This is a genomic window from Blautia sp. An46, assembly GCF_002161645.1.
GTDB lineage: Bacteria > Bacillota > Clostridia > Lachnospirales > Lachnospiraceae > Blautia > Blautia ornithocaccae.
Genome location: NZ_NFIF01000001.1, coordinates 216,332 through 240,064 on the forward strand (window position 1 = coordinate 216,332; position 23,733 = coordinate 240,064).

Here is a 23,733-nt window from a genome sequence, read left to right on the forward strand (position 1 = left end):
ATTGAATAAACAGGAATCAAAGAAAAGAAAATTAACAAAGAAAATGAAACGAAAGCTGGCGGGGGTATTTGGAGTGACTCTGCTGGCTTTCGCCGGTTTACTGGTAGGAATTACCGTAATAAATGCCAGGGAAGGAAACCGCTATGCCAGACAGGTTCTTTCTCAGTCTCAGCAGCAGTATACCAATACGACCATACCATTCCGGAGAGGTACCATTACAGACAGGAACGGTACGGTGCTGGCCAACAGCGTAAAGGTATATAACCTGATCCTGGACTGCCAGGCGGTAAACTATAATGAAGATTACAGGGAGCCTACTATTGCAGCCCTGGAAGAATATTTTAATATTGACAGGGAAACCATAGAGGGCCTTTTGGACAATGAAGAAACCAGCTCCAGCCAATATCAGATCCTGGAGACAGAGGTTTCTATGGATGATAAAAATGCTTTTGAAGCCGCCAATGAACTTCCAGAAGATGAAGAAGAGCGTGCTGCTTTATCTGAGGAGGAAAGAACCAGGAGGAGCAACGTCCAGGGAATCTATTTTGAGGATGACTATGAGAGAGTTTACCCGCTGGAAGATCTGGCCTGTGATGTCATTGGCTTTACTGACGCAGGAAATACTGCAGACTGGGGACTTGAGGGATACTATAACAGTACCCTAAACGGGACCAACGGCAGAAAATTCGGCTATCTCAGTGAAGATACAGATCAGGCTCAGACCATTGTAGAGGCTGTAGATGGGAAAAATCTTACTACGACTCTGGATGCTACTATACAGGGAATTGCTGAAAAGTATATTGAAGCCTTAAACACGGCTCTTTCCGCAGGTCCCAATAATGTGGAGGGAGAACAGAAAAAGGGTGCAGAAAATATAGGTGTTATCATTGAAGACCCTGATACAGGAGAAATCCTTGCAATGGCCAGCTCTGGAAGCTATGATCTAAATAATCCCAGAGATTTGTCTGGTATCTATACTGAGGAAAAAATCGAAGAGATGAATGACGAGGAAACCAAAAACGCCCTATTCTCTATGTGGAACAATTTCTGCATCACCGAAGACTATGAGCCGGGTTCTGTAGTGAAGCCTATTGTAGTGGCCAGTGCTCTGGAATCCGGGGCAGTGACAGAAAATGACACTTTTTACTGCGACAGCGGACAGCAGATTGGGGAAGATTTTGTAAGATGCGCAGTTTATCCTAATGCTCACGGTGTAGAAACTCTGGGAGAGGTTATCCAGAATTCCTGCAACGACGGTATGATGGCTATCGGCAGAAAAATGGGAGCAGCAGAATTTCTTAAGTATCAGAGTAAATTTAATTTTGGAACCCGTACAGGCATTGACCTCCCCGGAGAGGGAACCGGTATCCTTTTCTCAGAGGAAAACATGAATGAGATGGAGCTGGCAACTTCGGCTTTCGGACAGGGATTTACCTGTACCATGATACAGGAAATTTCAGCAATGGCAGCGGCGATCAATGGCGGAACCTATTATCAGCCTCATCTGGTAAAGTCTGTTACAGACCAGGACGGAAAAGTGTTGGAGAATATTACGCCTACCGTTATGAAAGAGCCTATTTCAGAAGAGGTTTCAGCTGCTGTCCGGGAATATATGGGAATGAGTGTGGAGAGCGGTACCAGCCAGTCTGCTAAGGTACAGGGCTATTCCATGGGCGGTAAGACCGGAACAGCAGAAAAACTGGCAGATGATACAAAGGACAATTATCTGGTATCTTTCATTGGTTTTGCACCCCTTGATGATCCGGAAGTGCTGATCTATGTAGTCGTGGATACGCCCAACGTGGACAGCCAGGCTTCCAGCACTTACGCTCAGTATCTGGCTCAGGCCATTCTGTCAGAAGTACTTCCGTATATGAATATCCCTCAGGACGAGGAAACTACAGGGGAGACTGTATTGTGGCAGGGCTTTTATGGAGTGCCTAAGTTTACAGATATTGTTGAGGACGGCGTATCCAATCCTTACGGCACAGTCCTTGATCAGGGATACGGAGATGGAGATCCTCAGGAAACAGAGCTGAACGATGAATATTCAGACGGCATTACCAATGAAGAGGCAGAGATTGATGAAAATGATCCCTCCTATGAGGAAGATGTCTATGACACAGAGGAATTAGAAAACTTCGGACAGGAAGATGACAGCGGCGGATCATCCGCCCAAGAATAAGAAGGAGCTGCGGCATTAATCAACATCGAGAATATTTATACATTTAAAATGTATAAATATTCCTGACATATGATTAATGCAGGCTCCTTCTTTTTTTGGGGAGAACTGCATATAATAGCAGGGATCAGACAGCAGGAGCGGCTCTCTTATGAAGAAAAACAGAACTTATCATAAAAAGAAGACGGTAATAGTCTTTGGCGTGTTTGTCTGTATGCTCCTTGGTCTTGCAGGGAGAATGTTTTACCTTATGGTGATCCGCTCGGATTATTATTCGGAAAAGGCCCAGGAACTCCATGAACGGGAGAGAGATATTAAGGCGGCCAGAGGTAAGATCCTGGACTGCAACGGAGAAGTCCTTGCAGATAATAAGGCAGTCTGTACCATATCTGTGATCCACAGCCAGATTACAGAGCCGGAGAAGGTCATTGCCATGCTGGTGAAGGAACTGGGGATTTCAGAAGAGATTGCCAGAAAACGGGTAGAGACGGTTTCCTCTATAGAGAGGATAGAGACAAATGTGGAAAAAAGTGTGGGAGATAAAATTCGAAGTTATGGATTAGATGGAGTAAAAGTAGACGAAGATTATAAGAGAGACTATCCCTATGAAGAACTGGCCTCTAAGGTGCTGGGCTTTACCGGGGGAGACAACCAGGGAATCGTAGGTCTGGAGGTAAAATATGAAGATGTTCTCAAGGGAATAGACGGCAAAATTCTTACAACCACAGATGCCAGAGGTGTGGAATTGTCTGAACTGGGGGAAAGCCGGATAGAGCCGGTAGAAGGCTATAATCTTCAGACCAGTCTGGATAAAAACATTCAGATGTATGCCCAGCAGGCAGCTTTAAAGGTGATGGAGGAAAAGGAGGCCCAGGGAGTTTCAATACTTCTTATGAATCCTCAGAATGGAGAAATCTATGCCAATGTAAATGTGCCGGAATATAATCTGAACGACCCTTTTACACTGAATACAGATCAGGATACTTCCCAGATGACAGAGGAAGAATTTCAGGACGCCTGTAATCAGATGTGGAGAAACCCTACTATTAATGATACTTATGAGCCTGGTTCCACTTTTAAGATTATTACAATGGCTGTAGGTCTGTCCCAGGGTGTGGTAGACCTGGATGACCAGTTTTCTTGTCCTGGCTATAAGATTGTAGAAGACCGAAGGATCCACTGCCATAAAAGAACGGGGCATGGAGCTGAAAACTTTGTAGAGGGGGCTATGAACTCCTGTAATCCTGTGTTTATCGAGGTCGGGCTGCGCCTGGGGGCGGAAACCTATTATCATTATTTTGAAAAATTCGGACTTATGGAAAAGACTGGCATCGACCTGCCGGGAGAGGCGGGAACGATCATGCATAAAAAAGAGGATATCGGTCAGGTAGAGCTGGCGACGATTTCTTTTGGCCAGTCTTTTCAGATTACGCCTATACAGCTGGCGACTACAGTCAGTTCCATTGTTAATGGCGGTAAAAGGGTGACGCCTCATTTTGGCGTCCGGGTGACAGATAATGATGGGAATCTCATAGAAGAACTTTCTTATGAGACCCAGGAGGGAATTGTTTCCTCTCAGGTATCTGAGGAGGTCCGCTATATCCTGGAAAAAGTAGTGTCCGAAGGTTCCGGAAAAAACGCCGCTATAGAGGGAAGGACCATTGGAGGCAAGACTGCCACATCCCAGACTCTGCCGAGAAGCGAAAACCGCTATATTTCTTCTTTCCTTGGGTTTACCCCTGCGGAAAATCCACAGATTCTGGGTATTGTTGTGATTTATGACCCCCAGGGCGTTTATTATGGAGGAACCATAGCGGCTCCGGTGATGAAAGATATTTATCAGAACATCCTGCCCTACATGGGAATTGAGGGCTGATAGGGATACTGGAGGAAGTCTTGAAAATCGGGAGAAAAAGCATTATACTAGGAAGAGCAAAAAATACATAGAAAAATGAGGTGTACTATGGCAGATTTTAACGTGGTTTTACCGGTGCTGCTGGCTTTTGTCATCAGCGTGATCTTGGGGCCCATTATCATTCCTTATCTGAGAAAATTGAAAATGGGACAGACAGAGAGAACAGAAGGCGTTCAGTCTCACTTAAAGAAGGCAGGAACTCCCACAATGGGAGGAATTATTTTCCTGCTTTCTACAGTGGTGACATCGATTTTTTTCGTTGGAAATTATCCGAAGATCATTCCCATATTATTTTTAACTCTGGGTTTTGGAATTATAGGATTTCTGGATGACTATCTGAAAGTAGTGCTGAAGCGTTCTGACGGATTAATGCCTGGACAGAAGATGGCCTGCCAGATCATCGTGACAGCGATTTTTGCTTTTTATCTGGTGAATTTTACCGACGTGTCTCTGGCTATGAAGATTCCGTTTTTCCCGGAATATGAGCTGAATCTTGGAATCCTGGCTGTTCCTGTTCTGTTTATCGCAGTGATCGGCACAGTAAACGGAGTAAACTTTACAGACGGACTGGACGGGCTGGCTTCTTCTGTAACTATAATCGTAGCCACATTCTTTTCTGTGGTGGCTATTGGGACAAACAGCGGTATAGAACCTATTACCTGTGCAGTGGTGGGCGCCCTTATGGGATTCCTGCTCTTTAACGTCTATCCAGCCAAGATTTTTATGGGAGATACAGGTTCCCTGGCCCTTGGAGGTTTTGTGGCAGGTACTGCTTACATGCTTCAGATGCCCCTGTTCATATTGATCGTAGGACTGGTTTATGTAGTGGAAGTTTTATCTGTAATAATTCAGGTAACTTATTTTAAAGCTACTCATGGAAAAAGATTCTTTAAGATGGCTCCTATCCACCATCATTTTGAGCTGTGCGGATGGTCTGAGACAAGAGTTGTGGCAGTGTTTTCCGTAATTACAGCTATTTTATGTCTGATAGCTCTTATGGGAGTATAGGCAGATAAGGAGATAAAAGCATGAAATTACAGAGAGAAAATTTAAAAGGAAAGAATGTCCTGGTCTTTGGTTCCGGGATCAGCGGAATGGGCGCTGTGAAACTTCTGGCAGAAGTGGAAGCCCAGATCCTGCTGTATGATGGCAATGAGAAACTGAAAGAAGAAGAGGTCAGAAGAAAACTGCCGGAAGGCTGTGACTGTCAGATTATTCTGGGAGAACTTCCTGATAATGTTATAGAGAGCCTGGAACTGGCGGTGATGAGTCCGGGAGTGCCTCAGGACATTTCTCCAGTAGAGAGGATAAGAGCAAAGGGAATAACAATCTGGGGAGAAGTAGAACTGGCCTACCAGATGGGGAAAGGAAGAGTCCTGGCTATCACAGGTACCAATGGAAAGACTACGACTACGGCTCTTCTGGGAGAGATCATGAAGGCTTACAGTGATTCCGTTTTTGTGGTGGGAAATATTGGAAATGCCTATACCGGCGCCGCTCTTTCCACAAAGGATGACAGCTATGTGGTGGCGGAAATCAGCAGTTTTCAGCTGGAGACCATAGAGAGCTTTGCTCCTGAGGTGTCTGCTATTTTGAATATCACAGAAGACCATCTGAACAGACATCATACTATGGAAGAATATATCCGGGTAAAAGAGCTCATTGCAGTGAACCAGACAAAAGAAAATTATTGTATCCTGAACTATGAAGATAAAGAACTGAGAGAGTTTGCAGAAAGATGTCCTGCCACGCCGGTATTTTTCTCCAGCAAAAGGAGACTTCCCCAGGGAATCTTCCTGGAGGGAGACCGGATCATTATGAAGACAGAGGATGAGGAGACAGAAATCGTAAAGACAGGAGACCTTTATCTTCTGGGAAAACATAATTATGAAAACGTCATGGCGGCAGCAGCTATGGCCTGGTATGCAGGAGTGCCTGTTGAGATTATCCGCCGTACTGTCATGGCCTTTAAGGCAGTTCCCCACAGGATTGAGTTTGTAGAGGAAATTGACGGAGTGGCTTACTATAATGACTCAAAAGGAACAAATCCTGATGCGGCCATTAAGGGCATACAGGCTATGGAACGGCCTACCCTGCTTATCGGAGGGGGATATGATAAGGAGTCCTCATACGAAGAATGGATAAATGCTTTTGACGGAAAGGTAAAATATCTGGTCCTGATCGGTCAGACCAGAGAAAAGATCCAGAAGGCTGCCCATGAATGTGGATTTTACAATACCATTCTGGCAGATGATCTGGAGGAAGCGGTGAAAATCTGTGCCCAAAAGGCCCAGAAAGGAGACGCCGTTCTTCTTTCTCCCGCCTGTGCAAGCTGGGGACAGTTTGACAATTATGAGCAGCGGGGAGACAAATTTAAAGAATATGTCCGGAGGATGATGAAAGAAGAAAACTGACATAAGAGAGGAAAAGAATCCATATATTTAGAAAGAACAGGTGCAAAAGGGGCGAGGCTTGTTTGGAAAGCAGGAAGAAAAAAGAGAAGACTGCAGACGGTCTTCTGATATTCCTGGTACTTCTTCTGGTGGTCTGCGGACTGATCTTTCTCTACAGCACCAGCGCCTACAATGGAAGAGTAAAGTTTCATGACTCTGCATATTACTTCAAAAAACAACTGTTTGCCACTTCCCTGGGACTTATGGGCATGTATCTGGTATCTTTCATGGATTATCATTTTCTGGTGAAAATGGCTCCTTTTCTCTATGGGGTTTCTTTGCTGCTGTCACTGGCAGTGCTGCTTTTCGGAGATGAATATAACGGCTCTAAGAGATGGCTGTCTCTGGGGCCGTTATCTTTTCAGCCTTCAGAATTTGCCAAGGTAGCTGTGATACTGCTTCTTGCCTGGGTGATCACAAAGGGAAAAGAAGAAAACCGGGGAATACTTTATATGGCAGGGCGGATGGCAATACTTCTTCCTATCGTAGGACTGGTGGGAACCAACAACCTGAGTACTGCCGTTATTATTCTGGGAATCGGCGTGATCCTGATTTTTGTATCCAATCCCAGATACCTGCCTTTTGTGGGGATCGGCGGGGTTGGAGTGGTTTTTATCGGAATTTTTCTTGGAATGGCCAGCTACAGGCTGGAGCGTCTGGCTATCTGGAGAAATCCCGAGGCCTACGAGAAGGGATTTCAGACGATCCAGGGTCTGTACGCCATTGGCAGCGGAGGGATTTTCGGAAAGGGCCTGGGGAGCAGTCTTCAGAAGCTGGGATTTGTGCCAGAGGCTCAGAATGATATGATTTTTTCTATTATATGTGAAGAGACCGGCCTTGCAGGAGGATGTCTGGTAATCCTGGTTTTCGGCCTGCTGATCTGGAGATTGATGGTCACAGCAACCCATGCCCAGGATCTGTGCGGGAGCCTGCTGGCTGCAGGGATCATGGCTCATATGGCTATTCAGGTGATATTGAATATCGCGGTGGTGACCAATACGATTCCAAACACAGGGATTACTCTGCCTTTTATCAGTTACGGAGGCACTTCGGTATTGTTTCTTCTGGGAGAAATGGGGATTGCCCTGTCTGTAAGCAGGAGGAGAAAGGATTGAATCACCAATGCAGGAGGCCCTGCATAGAATAATTCCAGATAGTGTTTTGCAAAACGGAATGTATTAAGAGGAGTGTGTGGCTTGGGCGGAATTAGGATTAAAGGGGGAATTCCTTTAGAAGGAGAAGTAAGGATACAGGGTTCAAAAAATGCGGCATTGCCTGTTATGGCAGCCGCTCTTTTAAATAGAGGAACAACTGTGCTGAAGGGATGCCCCCGTATAGCCGATGTCCTTCTCATGGAAGAAGTGCTTAAAAGCCTGGGGGCAGGAACCAGCTGGCAGGGAGACACTCTGGAAATCTGGGCTCGGAATATTAGCTGCTGCCAGGTAGAAAAAAAGCTGGGTGAAAGAATGCGTTCGTCTATTGTACTGCTGGGAAGCCTCCTGGGAAGGTGCAAAGAAGCGGTGCTCCCTTTTCCTGGTGGCTGTGTAATCGGCTCCAGGCCCATTGACCTGCATCTGAAGGCTCTCAGAGAACTGGGAGGAGAATTTGTGGAGACAGAAGAAGGGCTGCTCTATGGAAGGACCAGGGGGCTTAAAGGGGCAGAGATTTCCTTCCCCAGACCTAGTGTAGGGGCCACGCAGAATGCTGTCCTGGGGGCGGTTTGCGCCCAGGGGACCACAGTTATAAGAGGAGGCTCCAGAGAGCCGGAAGTGACATGGCTCTGCCGATTTCTGAACCAGGCTGGGGGAAAGATAGGGGGCATAGGAACTTCCTGCCTGACAATACAGGGAGTTCCCAGACTTCAGGATACTGTATTTACCATACCGGCAGACAGGATTGCCGCAGGTACTTATGTGTGCGCCAGCGCTATTACCAGAGGAAAAGGAATACTTCTGGAACCTCCCATAAAAGAAATGGGAGCCCTCCTTGGGGCATATGAGAAAATAGGTGGACAATACGCATATAACAGTGGTAAACTGTTTCTATGCAGCCAGAGGGCATACAGGCCTGTCCGGTGGATGGAAACCGGTGTTTATCCCGGCTTTCCCACAGATCTTCAATCGGTATTTCTGGCAGTCCTTACCCGGGCCTGGGGATGGAGCCAGATAAAAGAGAATATATTTGAAGACCGATTCAAGGTGGTTCCGCAGCTCCGAAAAATGGGAGCGCAGATTCATCTGGAGGGACAGACTGCCAGGATTCAGGGAGGCAGGCTTTCAGGAAATATTGTAAGGGCAGAAGAGCTTCGGGGAGGGGCCGCCCTTGTGGTAGCCGGTCTGGGTGCTCAGGGAGAAACTTATGTGGAAGACCGAGAATTTATAGAGAGAGGATATGAGGACATCTCTAGAGATTTGAACTGTCTCGGGGCAAGAACTGAGAAAGATTAGGGGAGACGCTTTATGAGCAGAAGAAAACTGTACAGGATCATCATAGAAGCTGTAGCGGGAATCCTTTTGATTTTTGTTCTGGTATTTTTCCTGGGATTCAGGGTGACCAGCGTACAGGTAGAAGGCAACAGTTTTTATACTGATGATCAGATAAAAAATATGGTTCTGGACGCGCCTATTGCGAATAACTCTGTTTTAGCGGGATTTATCAATACAGAGAAAAGCACAAAAGATGAGACTATGATCGACAGTATCACAATTTCCAGAGTGAACAGGAATACTCTGCTTCTTCAAGTGAAAGAAAAACAAATGATCGGCTATATTGAATTTCAGGGGCAGTGTGTAAATTTTGACCGTCAGGGCATTATACAGATCATTACAGAAGAGCCTCTGGAGAATGTGCCCCAGATTGAAGGGATTGATGTAAAAGAGGCTGTTCAGGGAGAGCGGCTGACTGGAATTAATACGAGAAAGTTGAATACCATCCTCAGTGTGGGAAAAATGCTGGAAAAGATGGAAGAAAAACCGGACAGGCTGGCTTTTAATGATCTGAACCAGCTGGTAATGTATTACGGAGATATAGAAGTCCGGCTGGGAGATGATGAGAACATGGATGAAAAGATCAACCGTCTTGTGGGGATCCTTCCCCAGCTTGAGGATATGTCAGGAATCCTCCATCTGGAGAATACCACGGAGGATTCAGAATCAGTGGTCTTTGATGACGCCACCCAGGAGGAGGATTCCGGAGACGAAGAAGAGAGCAGCAGCGCCTTTGACGGAACCGGAGGCGGAACGGATACTGGGACTTCAGGGAATGAACTGGAGTACAGCGACGGCTCAGATTCTGCAGATACCAGAAGCAGACAGGAGCAGTAAGATATGATTTTTTTATAAAAAGTGAAATTTGCGGTTGATTAATTTTAGAAAAAAAGATATTATATATCTATATGTAATGATTAACTAGATAATACAGACTGATACATACCGGTTTTGCCGGAACATAAAATAGGAAGAAAATGTGAAATAGCATTTCAGACCATACAAGGGAGCTAAAGGAGGAAATACCGTGTTAGAGATTATGACAAATGAAGCTGAATCATCTGCAAAGATCATTGTTATCGGCGTAGGCGGAGCAGGAAATAACGCAGTAAACAGAATGGTGGAGGAAGCCATCGGCGGCGTTGAATTTATAGGAGTGAATACAGATAAGCAGGCCTTGACCCTGTGTAAGGCCCCTACGATCATTCAGATCGGCGAAAAGCTGACAAAAGGACTGGGCGCTGGAGCAAAGCCTGAGATTGGTGAGAAAGCAGCAGAGGAAAGCATCGAGGAGATCAAACAGGCCATCCAGGGTGCAGATATGGTATTTGTAACCTGCGGTATGGGCGGCGGCACAGGTACTGGAGCTGCTCCGGTAGTTGCAGGAGTTGCAAAAGAAATGGGAATCCTTACCGTTGGCGTTGTGACAAAGCCTTTCCGTTTTGAGGCAAAGACACGTATGAGCAACGCTCTGGCAGGAATTGAGAAATTAAAAGAAAGTGTAGATACACTGATCATTATCCCAAATGACCGTCTGCTGGAAATCGTAGACCGTCGTACATCTATGCCGGAAGCTCTGAAGAAAGCAGACGAGGTTCTTCAGCAGGCAGTTCAGGGAATCACAGATCTGATCAACCTGCCGGCTCTGATCAATCTGGACTTTGCCGATGTTCAGACAGTTATGATCGACAAGGGAATCGCACATATCGGTATCGGTGAAGGCAAAGGCGATGACAAAGCCATGGATGCTGTTCAGCAGGCTGTATCCAGTCCTCTTCTGGAAACAACCATCGAAGGAGCTTCTCATGTTATCGTCAATGTATCCGGAGATATTTCTCTTATGGATGCCAACGATGCAGCAAGCTATGTTCAGAACCTTACAGGCGAGGATACAAATATTATCTTTGGTGCTCTCTATGATGACAAAGAGGCTGACTATGTAAGGATCACGGTTATTGCAACAGGTCTGGATGATGAGACTGCAAGAAAAGCCAGCGTATCCAGAGAAAAGAAATCTTCTAAATCTGAAAGAGGAGCAAAGGCTCAGGCACCAAGAAAGGCACAGCAGGAGCAGCCACAGCCATCTTACCAGATGCCGACTTTCCAGCAGCCAACCTTCCAGCAGCCGCAGTTTAAGAGCACTGTACAGCAGAAGGACATTCAGATTCCGGATTTCCTGAAAAACAGAAGATAAAGCTGTAAGATTACAGAGCTGTCGTATTAAACATATGTCAGGAATATTCTTGATGGTTGTTTAATGCGGCAGCTCTTTGTTATTAACGGGAAAGGAGCCAGATATGGAACAGGGATTTACCCATTTTGATGAACAGGGAAATGCCAGGATGGTGGATATTTCTCAAAAAGAACCCTCTAGCAGGACAGCTATTGCCAGAGGAAGTATCCTGGTGAGCAAGGAAATCATGGAAGCGGTCAGAGAAAAGCAGGTCCCTAAGGGAGATGTGCTGGGGATAGCCCGGACCGCCGGGATTATGGGAGTGAAGCAGACACCTTTTCTCATTCCTCTCTGCCACACACTTCTGCTGGATAAATGCAATGTGGATTTTGAACTTTCACCGGAGGAAAATCGGATCACTGCATACTGTACGGTGAAGTGCCAGGGGAAGACCGGTGTGGAGATGGAGGCTCTTACGGGAGTCACCACAGCCCTTCTTACCATCTACGACATGTGCAAGGCTATTGACAAGAGGATGGAGATCACAGATATACATCTGGTAGAAAAGACTGGCGGAAAAAGCGGAGAATTCCATTTTTAATAATAGACGGCGTTAAAATGAAAGGAGAAAAATATGAGACGAGCAGCAGTTATTACCTCCAGTGACAGCGGGTTCAGAGGAGAACGAGAGGACGTCAGCGGACAGGTTATCTGCGAGATACTGGGGCGGGAGGGATATCAGGTGGTATATCAGAAAATCCTTCCAGATGAGAGAGCCCTTCTGGCTGCAGAGATGGCAAGGATTGCAGATGAAGACATGGCGGATCTGATATTGACTACAGGAGGGACAGGATTCTCCAGCAGAGATTTTACTCCGGAAGCTACTCAGGATGTTTGCCAGCGTATGGTACCGGGGATTCCAGAGGCTATGCGGGCCTGCAGCATGGAGGTGACAAAACGGGGAATGCTCAGCAGACAGGCAGCAGGTATCCGAAAAAGGACCCTGATCGTAAACCTTCCGGGAAGCCCCAAGGCGGTAAGGGAATGTCTGGAGTATGTGATAGAAGCATTGGGACATGGAATCGATATCCTCCGTGGCGACGCAGGAAACTGCGGTCAGAACTGACATGGGGCTGTCACGTTGATCAAAATCAAGAATCTTTATACATTTTATTGCTCAGTCTGTGCCGCTTTGAGCCTATGATCTCAAAGCTATCCTCGACAAATTTGCATAAAATGTATAAATATTCTTGGTACATGATTAATGTTTAGATGCCGGAGATGCCGGTTTTCTGCCGGAGATAGTCTTTCAGCTGCTTCATAGGCATTTCCTGTCCTGTCCAGATGTGAAAGGCTTCGGCTCCCTGCCACAGAAGCATGGAATAGCCGTTAAAAGCTATACAGCCGGCTTCTTTGGCCATAGTCAGCAGTCTGGTCTCCCAGGGAGAATAAATGATATCTGCTACGGCCAGTTCCGGAAAGAGAAAAGAAGGATCCGGCAATATGCAGCCCTCTGTGTGGGGAGCCATGCCAACGGAGGTGGCATTGACAAAAAGCCGGCTTTCTTTCATTGTAGTTTTTAGAGTATCCAGATCTTTGGTATCATGAATAAAAATCTGACAGGCAGTTTCTTTTTCCAGCTCAGAAGAGAGATGCTGGATTCTGGGAAGATGAGAGCTGGCGCTTCGGGCGAAGATATGGATTTTTTTTACTCCGTCCAGGGCAGCCTGGGCACAGATGGCTGTGGCGGCTCCGCCGATTCCCATAAGGGTCATAGTCTGGCCTTTCATCTGAATGCCTTGTTCTTTTACGGAACGCATAAAACCGATTCCGTCGGTATTGTGGCCGATGAGACAGCCATTCTGATTTTCCACAGTATTAACGGCCCCAATAAGCCGGGCTGCAGGGGAGAGGCCATCCAGATATTCCAGGATTTTGTTTTTATTGGGCATAGTAAGGTTGAATCCCATGACCTGAAGGGCTTTTAGCCCTTCAACAGCTTTCTCCAGAGTTTGTTCGTTTATATCAAAGGCCAGATAGACACAGTCCATTCCAAGATACTGGAAACTGAAATTATGCATCAGGGGAGAGATACTGTGCTTTACAGGGCTTCCTAAAAGACCTGTAAGACGGGTATTGCCGGTAATTGCAGACATATAAATACCTCCTGTTTGTATATATTCCAGGTCTTTGAGGCCTGGTTTCATCTCTATGGACGCTGATTTTAGTTTAGGATGATATATCTCTGCTGTCAAGAAGGAAAGGGCGGAGAGAAAGGAAGAAAGAATAATGAAAACAGTAAAGATAGGAAATATGGAAATCGGAAGGGGAATCCCGAAAATTTGTATTCCCATTACCGGGGAAACCAGGGAAGAAATCTTTCTGGATATTGAGGAAATCCAGAGACAGAAACCAGACCTGGCAGAATGGCGGGCAGATTGTTATGAAGAAGGAGAGAAAGTAGAAAAAGTCCTGGAAATGTTGAGGACAATAAATGACAGACTGGGACAAATTCCCCTTCTTTTTACCTTCCGCACCGCAGGAGAAGGAGGCTGCCGGGAGATTCTTTTTGAAAATTATGTAAAGCTCCTGAATGCTGCAGCTGAGACAGGTCTTGTCCAGCTGACAGATGTAGAAATATTTTTCCGGGAAGAGTCATCTGGGGAGCTGGTAAAACAGCTTCAGGAGAAAGGCGTAAAAGTGGTGGCCTCCAATCATCATTTTGAAGGGACGCCGCCCAAGGAAGCTCTTTATGAGAGTCTGGACAGGATGTATGACAGTGGGGCTGATATCTTAAAGATGGCGGTTATGCCCGGTCAGTTTAAGGACCTCCTTTCCCTTCTGGAGGTGACCAGAGAGGCGGCGGATAAATATGACCGGCCTCTGATCACCATGTCTATGGGAGAGACCGGATTTCTCAGCCGTATCTGCGGAGAAATCACAGGTTCGGCTCTGACTTTTGCAGCAGGAAGGAACGCTTCTGCTCCAGGCCAGGCCGGGGTGGAGAATATGCGTAATATCCTGAAAAATATCCATGAAAGTTTATCCTGATAGGCCTAGATACAGCCTTTCGGGTCTAGAGAGAGGTCCTTTGGCCCTTCTGGGCCAAAGGGTAACATAACCCAGGTAACATAAGAAGAAAAAAACAGGAGCAGGCTGTCGAAAAGATTTTGGCTCCAGCCAAGCGGTTTTGACAAAATCAGCACCCCCTGACCTCTATAATGAACATTGCTTATTCCAGATAAGTAAGAGAGTCATGTAGAGGTTTAGGGGGTGTTTTGTGTACTACGAATTTTACATAGATGTGTTTTTCGTAGTAAATCTATTTATGGATTTTCTTGTGCTCTGCCTGACAAACCGGATACTCCGGGGGTCTGCCAAACCCTGGAGGGCTTTGCTGGGAGCTTTGGCGGGAGCCCTTGGAATCTCCCTGTTTTTCTGGCTTTCAAAAGAGATCAATACAGTGAATATACTGATTTTTTCCATTGGAATGTCCTTTGCAATGGTCTGGCTGGACTGTAGGCCTTGCAGAGGAAAGGAACTGCTGGCAGGCGTTCTGGCCTGCTGGGGCATATCTTTTTTGCTGGGAGGACTGTTGTATGCCCTGCCTCCCAGGGCAGGAAAAGGAATCCTGATTTTTTTTACGATCACATTTACCGCTTATTGGATTTTAAACACAGGCATAAGACTCTTTAAATACTTAAAAGGAAAAGCTGTCCTCAGGTGCCGGGTGATCCTGGAAACAGGAGGACAGAAAATAGAATTAAAAGGACTGTTGGATACCGGAAACTGCCTAACAGATACAGACACAGGCAAACCTGTGTGTGTTATGGAAAAGAGCAGGTTTTCCGGTATGCTGGAGAAAAAGCAGCAGGATGCGCTGGAAAGTTTTTGTGCTATGGAAGATTTCGGGGAAGGAGATGCAGAAAATCTGAAACCGCGGTTTCTCATCTATACGGCTCTGGGCTGTGAACGGGGACTTCTCCCTGTAGTAACGGCAGACAGGCTGGTTATTTTCTGGGAAGGGAAAAAAATCTGTCTGTCCCAGGCTGCCATAGGACTTTCTGACGCCCCTCTGTCTCCTTACGGAAAATTCGAGATAATTATCAGTCCCAAGATTCTGGACAGTTAGTTAAGGAGGAGCTTTGTGAAGATGGATGTTTGTATGAAAAAAGGATTTCAGTTTTCGAGATTTACAGGAATTTTACTGCCGGCAGGAAATGAGATGCATTATATCGGGGGTGCGGAGGTACTGCCTGCCCCTCTTTCTCCGGAAGAAGAAAAGGTGCAGATTGATAAGCTCAGAGAAGGGGAAGACCAGGATGCAAGGGCTGCCCTTATAGAACATAATCTTCGTCTGGTAGTCTATATCGCCAAAAAATTTGACAATACAGGAGTGGGAGTAGAGGACCTGATTTCCATAGGGACCATAGGATTGATAAAGGCTATTAATACCTTTGACCCGGTGAAAAAAATCAAACTGGCTACTTATGCCTCCCGATGTATTGAAAATGAGATCCTTATGTATCTGAGAAGAAACAGTAAGACAAAGCTGGAGGTGTCTATAGATGAGCCTCTGAATGTAGACTGGGATGGGAATGAACTGCTTTTGTCAGATATCCTTGGAACCGATGAGGATGTAATTTACAAAGATATTGAAAATGAAGTGGAGAGAAAACTTCTCGGAAAAGCTATCGGGAAGCTGACAAAAAGGGAACAGACCATTGTACGGCTCCGCTTTGGAATTAACATGCCTGATGGCAGGGAAAAGACCCAGAAGGAGGTTGCAGATCTGCTGGGAATCTCCCAGTCTTATATCTCTCGGCTGGAAAAGCGGATCATGAAGAGACTGAAAAAAGAAATCGTCAGGTATGAATAAGACATAATAACGGTATAAAAAGCCCGTCAGGACTGGCATTTTATAAATGCCGTCCGGCGGGTTTTCTTTTTGAAGAACTATTGACAATCATTAAAATCTAAGGTACTATAATGATATCAAAATAATATCAAAGTAAATTATCACATAAGAGGGGAGCCATGGAAAATATTCCGATGGCAGGCTCCTGCAAAGGAGGGTATTGTATGGGTAATCAAGGTAAGATTCAGGAAGAGAAAGAATTAAAGGCAATGTCCGGATACCTGATGCTTTTTGTGGGGATTCTGGGACTGGTCCTTGGAGGAGCGGCGCTGCTCTACGGGATTATGAGACTTTCCGCTACAGGAGGAGGCGCAGGAGGCTGGCTGATACTGGCAGGACTGGTACTGCTGCTGATCTTCTTTATTCTGCTGTGCGGACTGAAGGTGATCAATCCTAATGAAGCGTTGGTGCTGGCTCTTTTTGGTAATTATTACGGAACACTGAAAAAAGATGGTTTTTACTGGGTAAATCCCTTTGTGTCGGCGATTAATCCTACAGTGAAAGATATACCGGCCACTACAGGAAAATCCAGAAAAGTATCTCTTAAAACCAGAACACTGAACAATGACAGGCAGAAAGTAAATGACGCTATGGGAAACCCTGTGGAGATTGCTGCAGTAGTGATATGGCGGGTGGTGGATCCTACCAGAGCAGTGCTGAATGTGGAAAACTTCAATGACTATCTATCCATTCAGTGCGATTCCATTATCCGGAATACTACCAGAATATATCCCTACGATTCTGCTGAGGGAGGAGATGAGAAATCTCTCAGGGGCAGCAGCCAGGAGATTGCGGATATTATGCAGGGAGAACTTCAGGAAAAGGTAGAGAACGCAGGAATCGAGATTCTGGATGTGCGGATCACTCATCTGGCTTATGCGCCGGAAATCGCATCTGCCATGCTTCAGAGACAGCAGGCAGCCGCTATTATTGATGCCAGACAGAAAATCGTGGAAGGAGCCGTAGGAATGGTAGAAATGGCCCTTGATAAGCTGAATGAAAATAACATTGTAGAGTTAGATGAGGAGAGAAAAGCGGCTATGGTCAGCAATCTTCTGGTAGTGCTCTGCGGAAACAAGGATGCCCAGCCTATTGTAAACAGCGGCAGCCTGTATTAAAGATAAGGTGGTGACACATTCTGGAACAGGAAAATAAAAGCAAAGGAAAAGAAAAGGCAAAAAAGCAGGTGCCTCTGAGACTGTCGGTCTCTCTTTGGAATGAGATTGCCCAGTGGGCGGAGGATGATTTCCGTTCCATGAATGGACAGATCGAGTATCTGCTGACAGAATGTGTAAAATACAGAAAAAAACACAGGAAACCGGAAGAATAAGATCCTGAAAGGGGAAGAATCTGTGCCAGATTTTCTTCTGCAACGGTAGCCCAGGGGGCCGCTGAGATCATGGCCTACGGCACGGCAGTGAAATTTCAATAACAGAAGCGTTTTATGATATATAAGATACATATATATAGCAATAAAGAAGACTGCTTGCAGAGAACTTTGAACGGAAAAATTCCGGCGGAAAGTTCTTTGCAGCAGTCTTTTTTGTGGTCGGCTGAACATACTCAAAAAATTCAGGATATGGAAAAGGATGCAGGACTACATATTTTTCAAGATTTCTTTTTTCGTTTTCAGAAGGATCTGGGCCAGTTCTTCCAGGCGTTGGTCAGTCATTCTGGAAGCCGGAGCAGAGATGGAGAAAGCGTATTTGGCTCTTCCCCGGTAATCTGGAAGACCTACGGCAATACAGCGGACTCCCAGCTCATTTTCCTCATCGTCAAGGGCATAACCTTTTTCCCTTGCCTCTTTAATTTTCTCCAGAAACTGGGTATAATCTATAATAGTATGAGGTGTTAGTTTTCGGATTGTGCTGTGTTCCCAGATGGACTGTATCTGAGACTGGTCCATATCGGCGGCTATGGCTTTTCCTACACCGGAACAGTAAAGAGGAATCCGGCTGCCAACTTTGGAAACCATACGAACAGAATTCTGAGTGGACTCTTCTTTGTAGATATACACAGCTTCAACACCGTCCAACTGGACGAAGTGGACAGTCTCTCCGGTTTCCTGAGCCAGAACTTTCAGGCTGGGACGTACTGCATCCAGAATGTCCATATGTACCAGAAGTTTATTGGAAAGGCCAAGGAGCTTCAGAGAGAGGCTGTATTTTCCGGTTTCACCGTCCTGCTTTACATAGCCCATGTAGATCAGTGAACTGAGAAGGCGATGGAGGGTGCTTTTATTTAGGTCCAGCTGGCGGCAGAGATCTGCCAGTGTGACGGAGCCTGTGTCCGCCAGAGTTTCCAGTACAAGAAACAGTCGATCTGCTACCTGGATAGGGTTTTTATTTTCCATGATCAAACACTCCTGTTTGTGAAATCATAATATTATTCAGGCGCTATTGTAACACTTTCAGAAGATTGTGGCAACTGAAAAAAATCTCTTGACTTTTTAAGTCACAGTAGTATAATGCAGATAAAGACATACCACATGACGAAACAACATTTCATAATATGAAACGAAAAAGTATAAGGAGGAAGTATTATGAGCACAGCAGCAGAAAGATTTGCAGAGTTAGGTGTAGTACCAGTAGTAGTTCTGGAGGATGCAAAAGACGCAGCGCCTCTGGCAAAAGCACTGGTAGAGGGAGGTCTTCCCTGTGCAGAGGTAACATTCCGTACAGCAGCAGCTGAGGAGTCCATCCGGATTATGGCTTCTGAATATCCGGATATGTTCGTGGGAGCAGGTACAGTTCTGACTATTGACCAGGTAGACAGAGCAGTAGCAGCAGGAGCTAAATTTATCGTAAGTCCAGGATTCGATCCTGAGATTGTAGACTACTGTCTGAGCAAAGACATTCCTGTATTCCCGGGAGTTATCACTCCTTCTGAAGTAGCTCAGGCTGTTAAGAGAGGATTAAAGGTTGTAAAATTCTTCCCGGCTGAGCAGTTTGGCGGCGTAGCTACTATCAAAGCTATGGCAGCTCCTTATGTAGGGCTGAAATTCATGCCTACCGGCGGCGTAAATGCAAAGAACCTGGAAAACTACTTAAGCTGCGACAAGATCGTTGCCTGCGGCGGAAGCTGGATGGTAAAAGGGGACCTGGTTAAAGCAGGAAAATTTGACGAGATTAAATCTCTGACAGAAGAAGCCGTAAAACTGGCTGCTCAGATCAGAAATAAATAAGCAGGATAACAAGCATAGAAATTATAGAGGAGATATGATCATGGCAAAGAAAGTTGTTACTTTTGGTGAAATTATGTTGAGACTGGCCCCGGAAGGTTACTATCGTTTTGTTCAGGCAGATACCTTTGGCGCTACCTACGGCGGCGGAGAAGCAAATGTAGCTGTTTCTCTGGCAAACTACGGATTTGATGCAAAATTCGTTACAAAACTTCCAAAACACGAAATCGGACAGGCAGCTGTAAATTCTCTGAGAAAATATGGCGTTGACACAACTGATATCGTACGCGGCGGAGACAGGGTAGGTATTTACTATCTGGAGAAAGGCGCTTCTCAGAGACCTTCCAAGGTTATCTATGATCGTGCTGGATCTTCTATCGCTACTGCTTCTTCCTCTGATTTTGACTGGAAGAAAATCTTTGACGGTGTAGAATGGTTCCACTTTACAGGTATCACTCCGGCTCTTAACGACGAAGTGGCAAAAATCTGTCTGGAAGCCTGCAAAGCAGCAAAAGAAGCCGGTGCTACTATTTCCTGCGACTTAAACTACAGAAACAAACTGTGGTCTAAAGAAAAAGCCGGAGAAGTTATGGGCGAGCTGTGCAAATATGTAGACGTATGCATCGCAAACGAAGAGGATGCTGCCGATGTATTCGGTATCAAAGCAGCAGATACAGATGTAACTCAGGGTACTGTAAACCATGAAGGATACAAAGATGTTGCAAAACAGCTTGCTGACCGTTTCGGATTCCAGAAAGTTGCTATCACACTGAGAGAGTCTCTGTCAGCAAACGACAACAACTGGTCTGCTATGCTCTATGACGGAAAGGACTACTACTTCAGCAAAAAATATAAAATGCATATCGTAGACCGTGTAGGCGGCGGCGATTCTTTCGGCGGCGGACTGATCTGTGCATGCTTAAATGGTTATGATGCTCAGGCTACTATCGAATTCGCAGTAGCTGCTTCCTGCCTGAAACATTCTATCGAAGGCGACTTCAACATGGTATCCATGGACGAGGTGCTGAAGCTGGCAGGCGGAGACGGTTCAGGCCGTGTTCAGAGATAATTAAATATCGCTAAATGAGAACCCTTATGCCATTGGGGAACATTTATTAATAGAAAGGGGTGCCCTGGGAAACATTTATATATCTTCATACTGTTTCTCAGGACATCCTCTTGTTATAATCGGGGAAAATAAAAGTGGAGGTGTAAAAAAATGAAAAAGGACTTTGACCTGCTGTCATTGGGAGAAATCTTACTGAGGCTTTCACCGCCGAACAATGAAAGGATTGTAAGAGGTGAGACCTTTCAGAAACAGGTAGGAGGAGCAGAACTGAATGTAGTTTCAGGAGTTTCTCTTTTGGGTCTGCGGACCGGGGTGATCTCCAAGCTGCCGGATAATGCCCTGGGAACCTATGCAAAGAACCGTGTCCGTTTCTGCGGCGTCAGCGATGATTATCTGGTTTATGATCAGGATCCGGATGCCCGTCTGGGTATTTACTACTACGAAGACGGAGCGTATCCAAGAAAGCCAAGCGTGGTATATGACAGGAGACATGCGTCTTTCTGTAAAATTTCCCTGGATGAGCTGCCGGAATCCATGTTTTCTTCCACAAAGTGTTTCCACACCAGCGGAATTACCCTGGCTCTTTCTGAAAATACCAGAAAAGTGGGAATCGAAATGATGAAACGCTTTAAAGAAAACGGCGCTCTTATCTCATTTGACGTAAACTTCAGAGGAAATCTCTGGACAGGACCGGAGGCAAAGGAGTGTATTGAAAGCATCCTGCCTTATGTAGATATTTTCTTCTGCTCTGAGGAGACAGCCAAACTGACCTTCTTAAAAGAAGGAGATGTGTATGAGATCATGAGAAGCTTTGCAAAGGAATATCCCCTGTCCATCGTGGCCTCTACCCAGAGGATTGTTCACAGTCCAAAGGTACATACTTTCGGATCTGTGATCTATAATGCAAAAGAAGACAAGTTCTATCAGGAAGAGCCATACCGGAACATTGAAGTAGTAGACCGTATCGGAAGCGGAGACGCCTATATTTCCGGAGCCCTCTATGGACTGCTGGCCCATGACTTTGACTGCCAGAAAGCATTGGAATATGGAAATGCTACCAGCTCTGTGAAGAATACCATTCCGGGAGACCTGCCTTCCTGTGGCCTGGAGGAGATTGACAGAATCATTAAAAATCATAAGAATACCGGCGTTCAGCTTGAGATGGACAGATAAAAGGTAACAGAATTACCCCTGTGTACATAAGCTATATTAACAGGTTATGGCACAGGGGATTTTTTATGCGTGTCTGTGAACTTAGACAAAAAGAAGTGATCAATATTTGTTCCTGCAGGACCCTGGGCTGTCCGCTGGACGTGGAGTTTGACTGCAAAACCGGATGTATAAAGGCCCTGATCGTACCCCTTCCGGGGAAAATGTGCGGATTTTTCGGATCTACCAGTGAATATGTGATTCCTTTTTCCTGCATTCGGCAGATAGGAGAGGATATTATCCTGGTGGAAATCAAGGAAGAAAAGTTCCTTAAAAAGGAATAAGAACAACTTGTTAATAGGTGCGTACAAGTTGTAGAATATTACCAAAGGAGCAGGTTATGACACAGGAAAGCGGAAAAACAAAGTACTATGTGCTGATGGAAGAACTGAAAGAGTCCATCCTCAGCGGAAAGATTAAGGCTGGAGAGAAGCTGCCCTCAGAAAACCAGCTTTCTGAGAAATATCATATCAGCAGGCATACGGTGAGAAAAGCCTTGTCTATCCTGGGACAGGAAGGATATATCGTGGCAGAACACGGAAGGGGAACCTTTTGTTCCCAGCGGATGGGACACCTGAAACAATCCAAAAACATTGCGGTGATCACCACATATATTTCAGACTATATTTTTCCCAGATTGATTCAGGGAATGGACCGGGTGCTTACAGAAAATGGGTACAGCATTATCCTGAAAAATACAGCCAACAGCAGGACAAAAGAAGCCAAGGTCCTGGAGGATATCCTGACCAAGGATATTGACGGACTGATCATTGAACCGGCAAAAAGCCAGATTCTCTGCAGACATATGAACTTGTATGGACTGCTGGACAAGTATCAGATTCCTTATGTCTTTATCCAGGGCGTCTATTCTCAGATGAAAGAAAAACCTCATATTCTCATGGATGACTGTCAGGGAGGATATCTGGTGACAAAATATCTTCTGGACATGGGGCATAAAAATTTGCTGGGGATTTTTAAGGCAGACGATTTCCAGGGACAGGAGCGGCATAAAGGTTATGTTAAGGCTCTTCAGGAGGCCGGTTTCAGTTATGACCCGGACCGGGTGATCTGGTTCCATACTGAGGACAGAAAGACGAAACCGGGACTGATGACCAGACTGCTTCTGGAGCAGGGACTTTCTGTGGACGGTATTGTGTGCTATAACGACCAGATTGCTGTAAGTGTGGTGCATGTTCTGCGGGAAATGGGAAAAAATGTGCCCGATGATATTTCTGTGACAGGCTATGACAATTCGGTGATGGCCGGAGGAGATGTTTCTCTTACTACCATTGTTCATCCCCAGGAGAAGCTGGGGGAAATGGCAGCGGAGCTGCTGCTGGAAAAGATACGGGAGGTTCCTGAAGAGAAAAGCCAGATTCCCAGGCTTATCCAGCCGGAACTGATCCTGCGGAATTCTGTGAAGGACAGAAGGAAAAAGGAGGAAAAATAAATGTTAGAAGAACTGAAAAAAGCGGTTTACGAGGCAAATATGCTTTTGCCGAAACACAATCTGGTAACCTTTACCTGGGGCAATGTAAGCCAAATCGACAGGGAGACCGGATATTTTGCCATTAAACCCAGCGGAGTGGACTATGACAAGCTGACACCTGAAGACATGGTGATCATGGACCTGGAAGGAAATAAGATTGAAGGAAAATATAATCCTTCTTCTGACACACCTACCCATATTGAACTGTACAAAGCCTTCCTAAAAATCGGCGGCGTCGTTCATACCCATTCTCCATGGGCTACCAGCTGGGCTCAGGCCGGAAGAGGTATCCCCTGCTACGGAACCACTCATGCAGACTATATGTACGGTGAGATCCCCTGTGTGAGATGTCTGACAAAGGAAGAGATCGACACTGCATATGAAAAGAATACAGGACTGCTTATTGCGGATTATTTCAAGGATAAGGATTACGAGGCAGTTCCTGCAGTTCTCTGCAAGAATCATGGACCTTTCACCTGGGGAAAAGACGGTCATGAGGCAGTTCATAATGCTGTTGTGCTGGAAGAAGTGGCTAAGATGGCTGCAAGATGTGAGATGATCAACCCCAGAGTACAGCCGGCGCCTCAGGAGCTTCAGGATAAACATTATTACAGAAAACATGGGGCAAACGCATATTACGGACAGAAATAATAGTCAA

Annotated in this window: 23 protein-coding genes; 21 read left to right on the forward strand and 2 right to left on the reverse strand. The window is 45.7% G+C overall.

Annotated features, from left to right (window positions below; genetic code table 11):
• Nucleotide 1 precedes the first annotated feature (1 nt).
• The 10 genes from B5G00_RS01015 (at nt 2) to B5G00_RS01060 (ending at nt 12,335) form a co-directional block, all read left to right on the forward strand.
• On the forward strand, nt 2-2,185 hold the full coding sequence (locus B5G00_RS01015) for a peptidoglycan D,D-transpeptidase FtsI family protein (protein WP_242971245.1): 2,184 nt from the start codon (nt 2-4) through the stop codon (nt 2,183-2,185).
• Nucleotides 2,186-2,333: 148 nt separating this feature from the next.
• A complete protein-coding gene (locus B5G00_RS01020; RefSeq protein WP_087267146.1) occupies nt 2,334-4,058 on the forward strand; it encodes a peptidoglycan D,D-transpeptidase FtsI family protein in 1,725 nt (574 codons plus the stop codon).
• Nucleotides 4,059-4,145: 87 nt separating this feature from the next.
• Nucleotides 4,146-5,105: a phospho-N-acetylmuramoyl-pentapeptide-transferase gene (gene mraY, locus B5G00_RS01025; RefSeq protein ID WP_087267149.1), complete on the forward strand. Its 960-nt coding sequence runs from the start codon at nt 4,146-4,148 to the stop codon at nt 5,103-5,105.
• Between the two features lie 20 nt (nt 5,106-5,125).
• A complete protein-coding gene (gene murD / locus B5G00_RS01030) occupies nt 5,126-6,511 on the forward strand; it encodes a UDP-N-acetylmuramoyl-L-alanine--D-glutamate ligase (RefSeq protein WP_087267151.1) in 1,386 nt (461 codons plus the stop codon).
• 62 nt (nt 6,512-6,573) lie between these two features.
• Nucleotides 6,574-7,665: an FtsW/RodA/SpoVE family cell cycle protein gene (locus B5G00_RS01035; protein WP_087267154.1), complete on the forward strand. Its 1,092-nt coding sequence runs from the start codon at nt 6,574-6,576 to the stop codon at nt 7,663-7,665.
• A 72-nt stretch (nt 7,666-7,737) separates the two neighbouring features.
• Nucleotides 7,738-8,997 (forward strand): UDP-N-acetylglucosamine 1-carboxyvinyltransferase, encoded by a 1,260-nt coding sequence (gene murA, locus B5G00_RS01040; RefSeq protein WP_334293296.1) that lies wholly within the window; start codon nt 7,738-7,740, stop codon nt 8,995-8,997.
• A gap of 12 nt (nt 8,998-9,009) precedes the next feature.
• The gene (locus B5G00_RS01045; protein ID WP_087267160.1) at nt 9,010-9,873 is read left to right on the forward strand and encodes a cell division protein FtsQ/DivIB; all 864 of its coding nucleotides are present in this window, start codon (nt 9,010-9,012) and stop codon (nt 9,871-9,873) included.
• A gap of 202 nt (nt 9,874-10,075) precedes the next feature.
• Nucleotides 10,076-11,230: a cell division protein FtsZ gene (gene ftsZ / locus B5G00_RS01050; protein WP_087267651.1), complete on the forward strand. Its 1,155-nt coding sequence runs from the start codon at nt 10,076-10,078 to the stop codon at nt 11,228-11,230.
• A 103-nt stretch (nt 11,231-11,333) separates the two neighbouring features.
• Nucleotides 11,334-11,810 (forward strand): cyclic pyranopterin monophosphate synthase MoaC, encoded by a 477-nt coding sequence (moaC, locus tag B5G00_RS01055; RefSeq protein WP_087267163.1) that lies wholly within the window; start codon nt 11,334-11,336, stop codon nt 11,808-11,810.
• A gap of 33 nt (nt 11,811-11,843) precedes the next feature.
• Complete coding sequence (locus tag B5G00_RS01060; protein ID WP_087267166.1) at nt 11,844-12,335, forward strand: MogA/MoaB family molybdenum cofactor biosynthesis protein; 492 nt, start codon at nt 11,844-11,846, stop codon at nt 12,333-12,335.
• A 142-nt stretch (nt 12,336-12,477) separates the two neighbouring features.
• Here B5G00_RS01060 and B5G00_RS01065 read toward each other — a convergent pair whose 3' ends face one another.
• Nucleotides 12,478-13,365 (reverse strand): shikimate dehydrogenase, encoded by an 888-nt coding sequence (locus tag B5G00_RS01065; RefSeq protein ID WP_087267168.1) that lies wholly within the window; start codon nt 13,363-13,365, stop codon nt 12,478-12,480.
• Between the two features lie 133 nt (nt 13,366-13,498).
• On the opposite strand from B5G00_RS01065, the gene aroD reads away from it, so the two are divergent.
• From aroD to B5G00_RS01090, 5 genes are all read left to right on the forward strand, one after another.
• Nucleotides 13,499-14,260, forward strand: a complete 762-nt coding sequence (aroD, locus tag B5G00_RS01070) for a type I 3-dehydroquinate dehydratase (RefSeq protein WP_087267171.1) — start codon at nt 13,499-13,501, stop codon at nt 14,258-14,260.
• 229 nt (nt 14,261-14,489) lie between these two features.
• Nucleotides 14,490-15,341 carry a sigma-E processing peptidase SpoIIGA gene (locus tag B5G00_RS01075; RefSeq protein ID WP_087267174.1) on the forward strand — a complete coding sequence of 284 codons (852 nt, stop codon included), beginning with the start codon at nt 14,490-14,492 and terminating at the stop codon, nt 15,339-15,341.
• 33 nt (nt 15,342-15,374) lie between these two features.
• Nucleotides 15,375-16,088 (forward strand): RNA polymerase sporulation sigma factor SigE, encoded by a 714-nt coding sequence (gene sigE, locus B5G00_RS01080; protein WP_242971251.1) that lies wholly within the window; start codon nt 15,375-15,377, stop codon nt 16,086-16,088.
• A gap of 203 nt (nt 16,089-16,291) precedes the next feature.
• Nucleotides 16,292-17,245, forward strand: a complete 954-nt coding sequence (locus B5G00_RS01085; protein ID WP_087267656.1) for an SPFH domain-containing protein — start codon at nt 16,292-16,294, stop codon at nt 17,243-17,245.
• 20 nt (nt 17,246-17,265) lie between these two features.
• A complete protein-coding gene (locus tag B5G00_RS01090) occupies nt 17,266-17,457 on the forward strand; it encodes a hypothetical protein (protein WP_087267178.1) in 192 nt (63 codons plus the stop codon).
• 267 nt (nt 17,458-17,724) lie between these two features.
• Here the strand turns inward: B5G00_RS01090 and B5G00_RS01095 are convergent, their stop codons facing one another.
• Nucleotides 17,725-18,480, reverse strand: a complete 756-nt coding sequence (locus tag B5G00_RS01095) for an IclR family transcriptional regulator (RefSeq protein ID WP_087267181.1) — start codon at nt 18,478-18,480, stop codon at nt 17,725-17,727.
• Nucleotides 18,481-18,669: 189 nt separating this feature from the next.
• On the opposite strand from B5G00_RS01095, the gene B5G00_RS01100 reads away from it, so the two are divergent.
• The 6 genes from B5G00_RS01100 (at nt 18,670) to B5G00_RS01125 (ending at nt 23,726) form a co-directional block, all read left to right on the forward strand.
• The gene (locus B5G00_RS01100; RefSeq protein WP_087267184.1) at nt 18,670-19,311 is read left to right on the forward strand and encodes a bifunctional 4-hydroxy-2-oxoglutarate aldolase/2-dehydro-3-deoxy-phosphogluconate aldolase; all 642 of its coding nucleotides are present in this window, start codon (nt 18,670-18,672) and stop codon (nt 19,309-19,311) included.
• Nucleotides 19,312-19,351: 40 nt separating this feature from the next.
• Nucleotides 19,352-20,377, forward strand: coding sequence for a sugar kinase (locus tag B5G00_RS01105; protein WP_087267187.1), 1,026 nt, complete (start codon nt 19,352-19,354; stop codon nt 20,375-20,377).
• Between the two features lie 150 nt (nt 20,378-20,527).
• Nucleotides 20,528-21,550 carry a sugar kinase gene (locus B5G00_RS01110; RefSeq protein WP_087267190.1) on the forward strand — a complete coding sequence of 341 codons (1,023 nt, stop codon included), beginning with the start codon at nt 20,528-20,530 and terminating at the stop codon, nt 21,548-21,550.
• Between the two features lie 65 nt (nt 21,551-21,615).
• Nucleotides 21,616-21,870, forward strand: coding sequence for a PRC-barrel domain-containing protein (locus B5G00_RS01115; RefSeq protein WP_087267193.1), 255 nt, complete (start codon nt 21,616-21,618; stop codon nt 21,868-21,870).
• A gap of 56 nt (nt 21,871-21,926) precedes the next feature.
• The gene (locus B5G00_RS01120) at nt 21,927-23,036 is read left to right on the forward strand and encodes a GntR family transcriptional regulator (RefSeq protein ID WP_087267196.1); all 1,110 of its coding nucleotides are present in this window, start codon (nt 21,927-21,929) and stop codon (nt 23,034-23,036) included.
• Complete coding sequence (locus B5G00_RS01125; protein ID WP_087267199.1) at nt 23,037-23,726, forward strand: L-ribulose-5-phosphate 4-epimerase; 690 nt, start codon at nt 23,037-23,039, stop codon at nt 23,724-23,726.
• Nucleotides 23,727-23,733 lie beyond the last annotated feature (7 nt).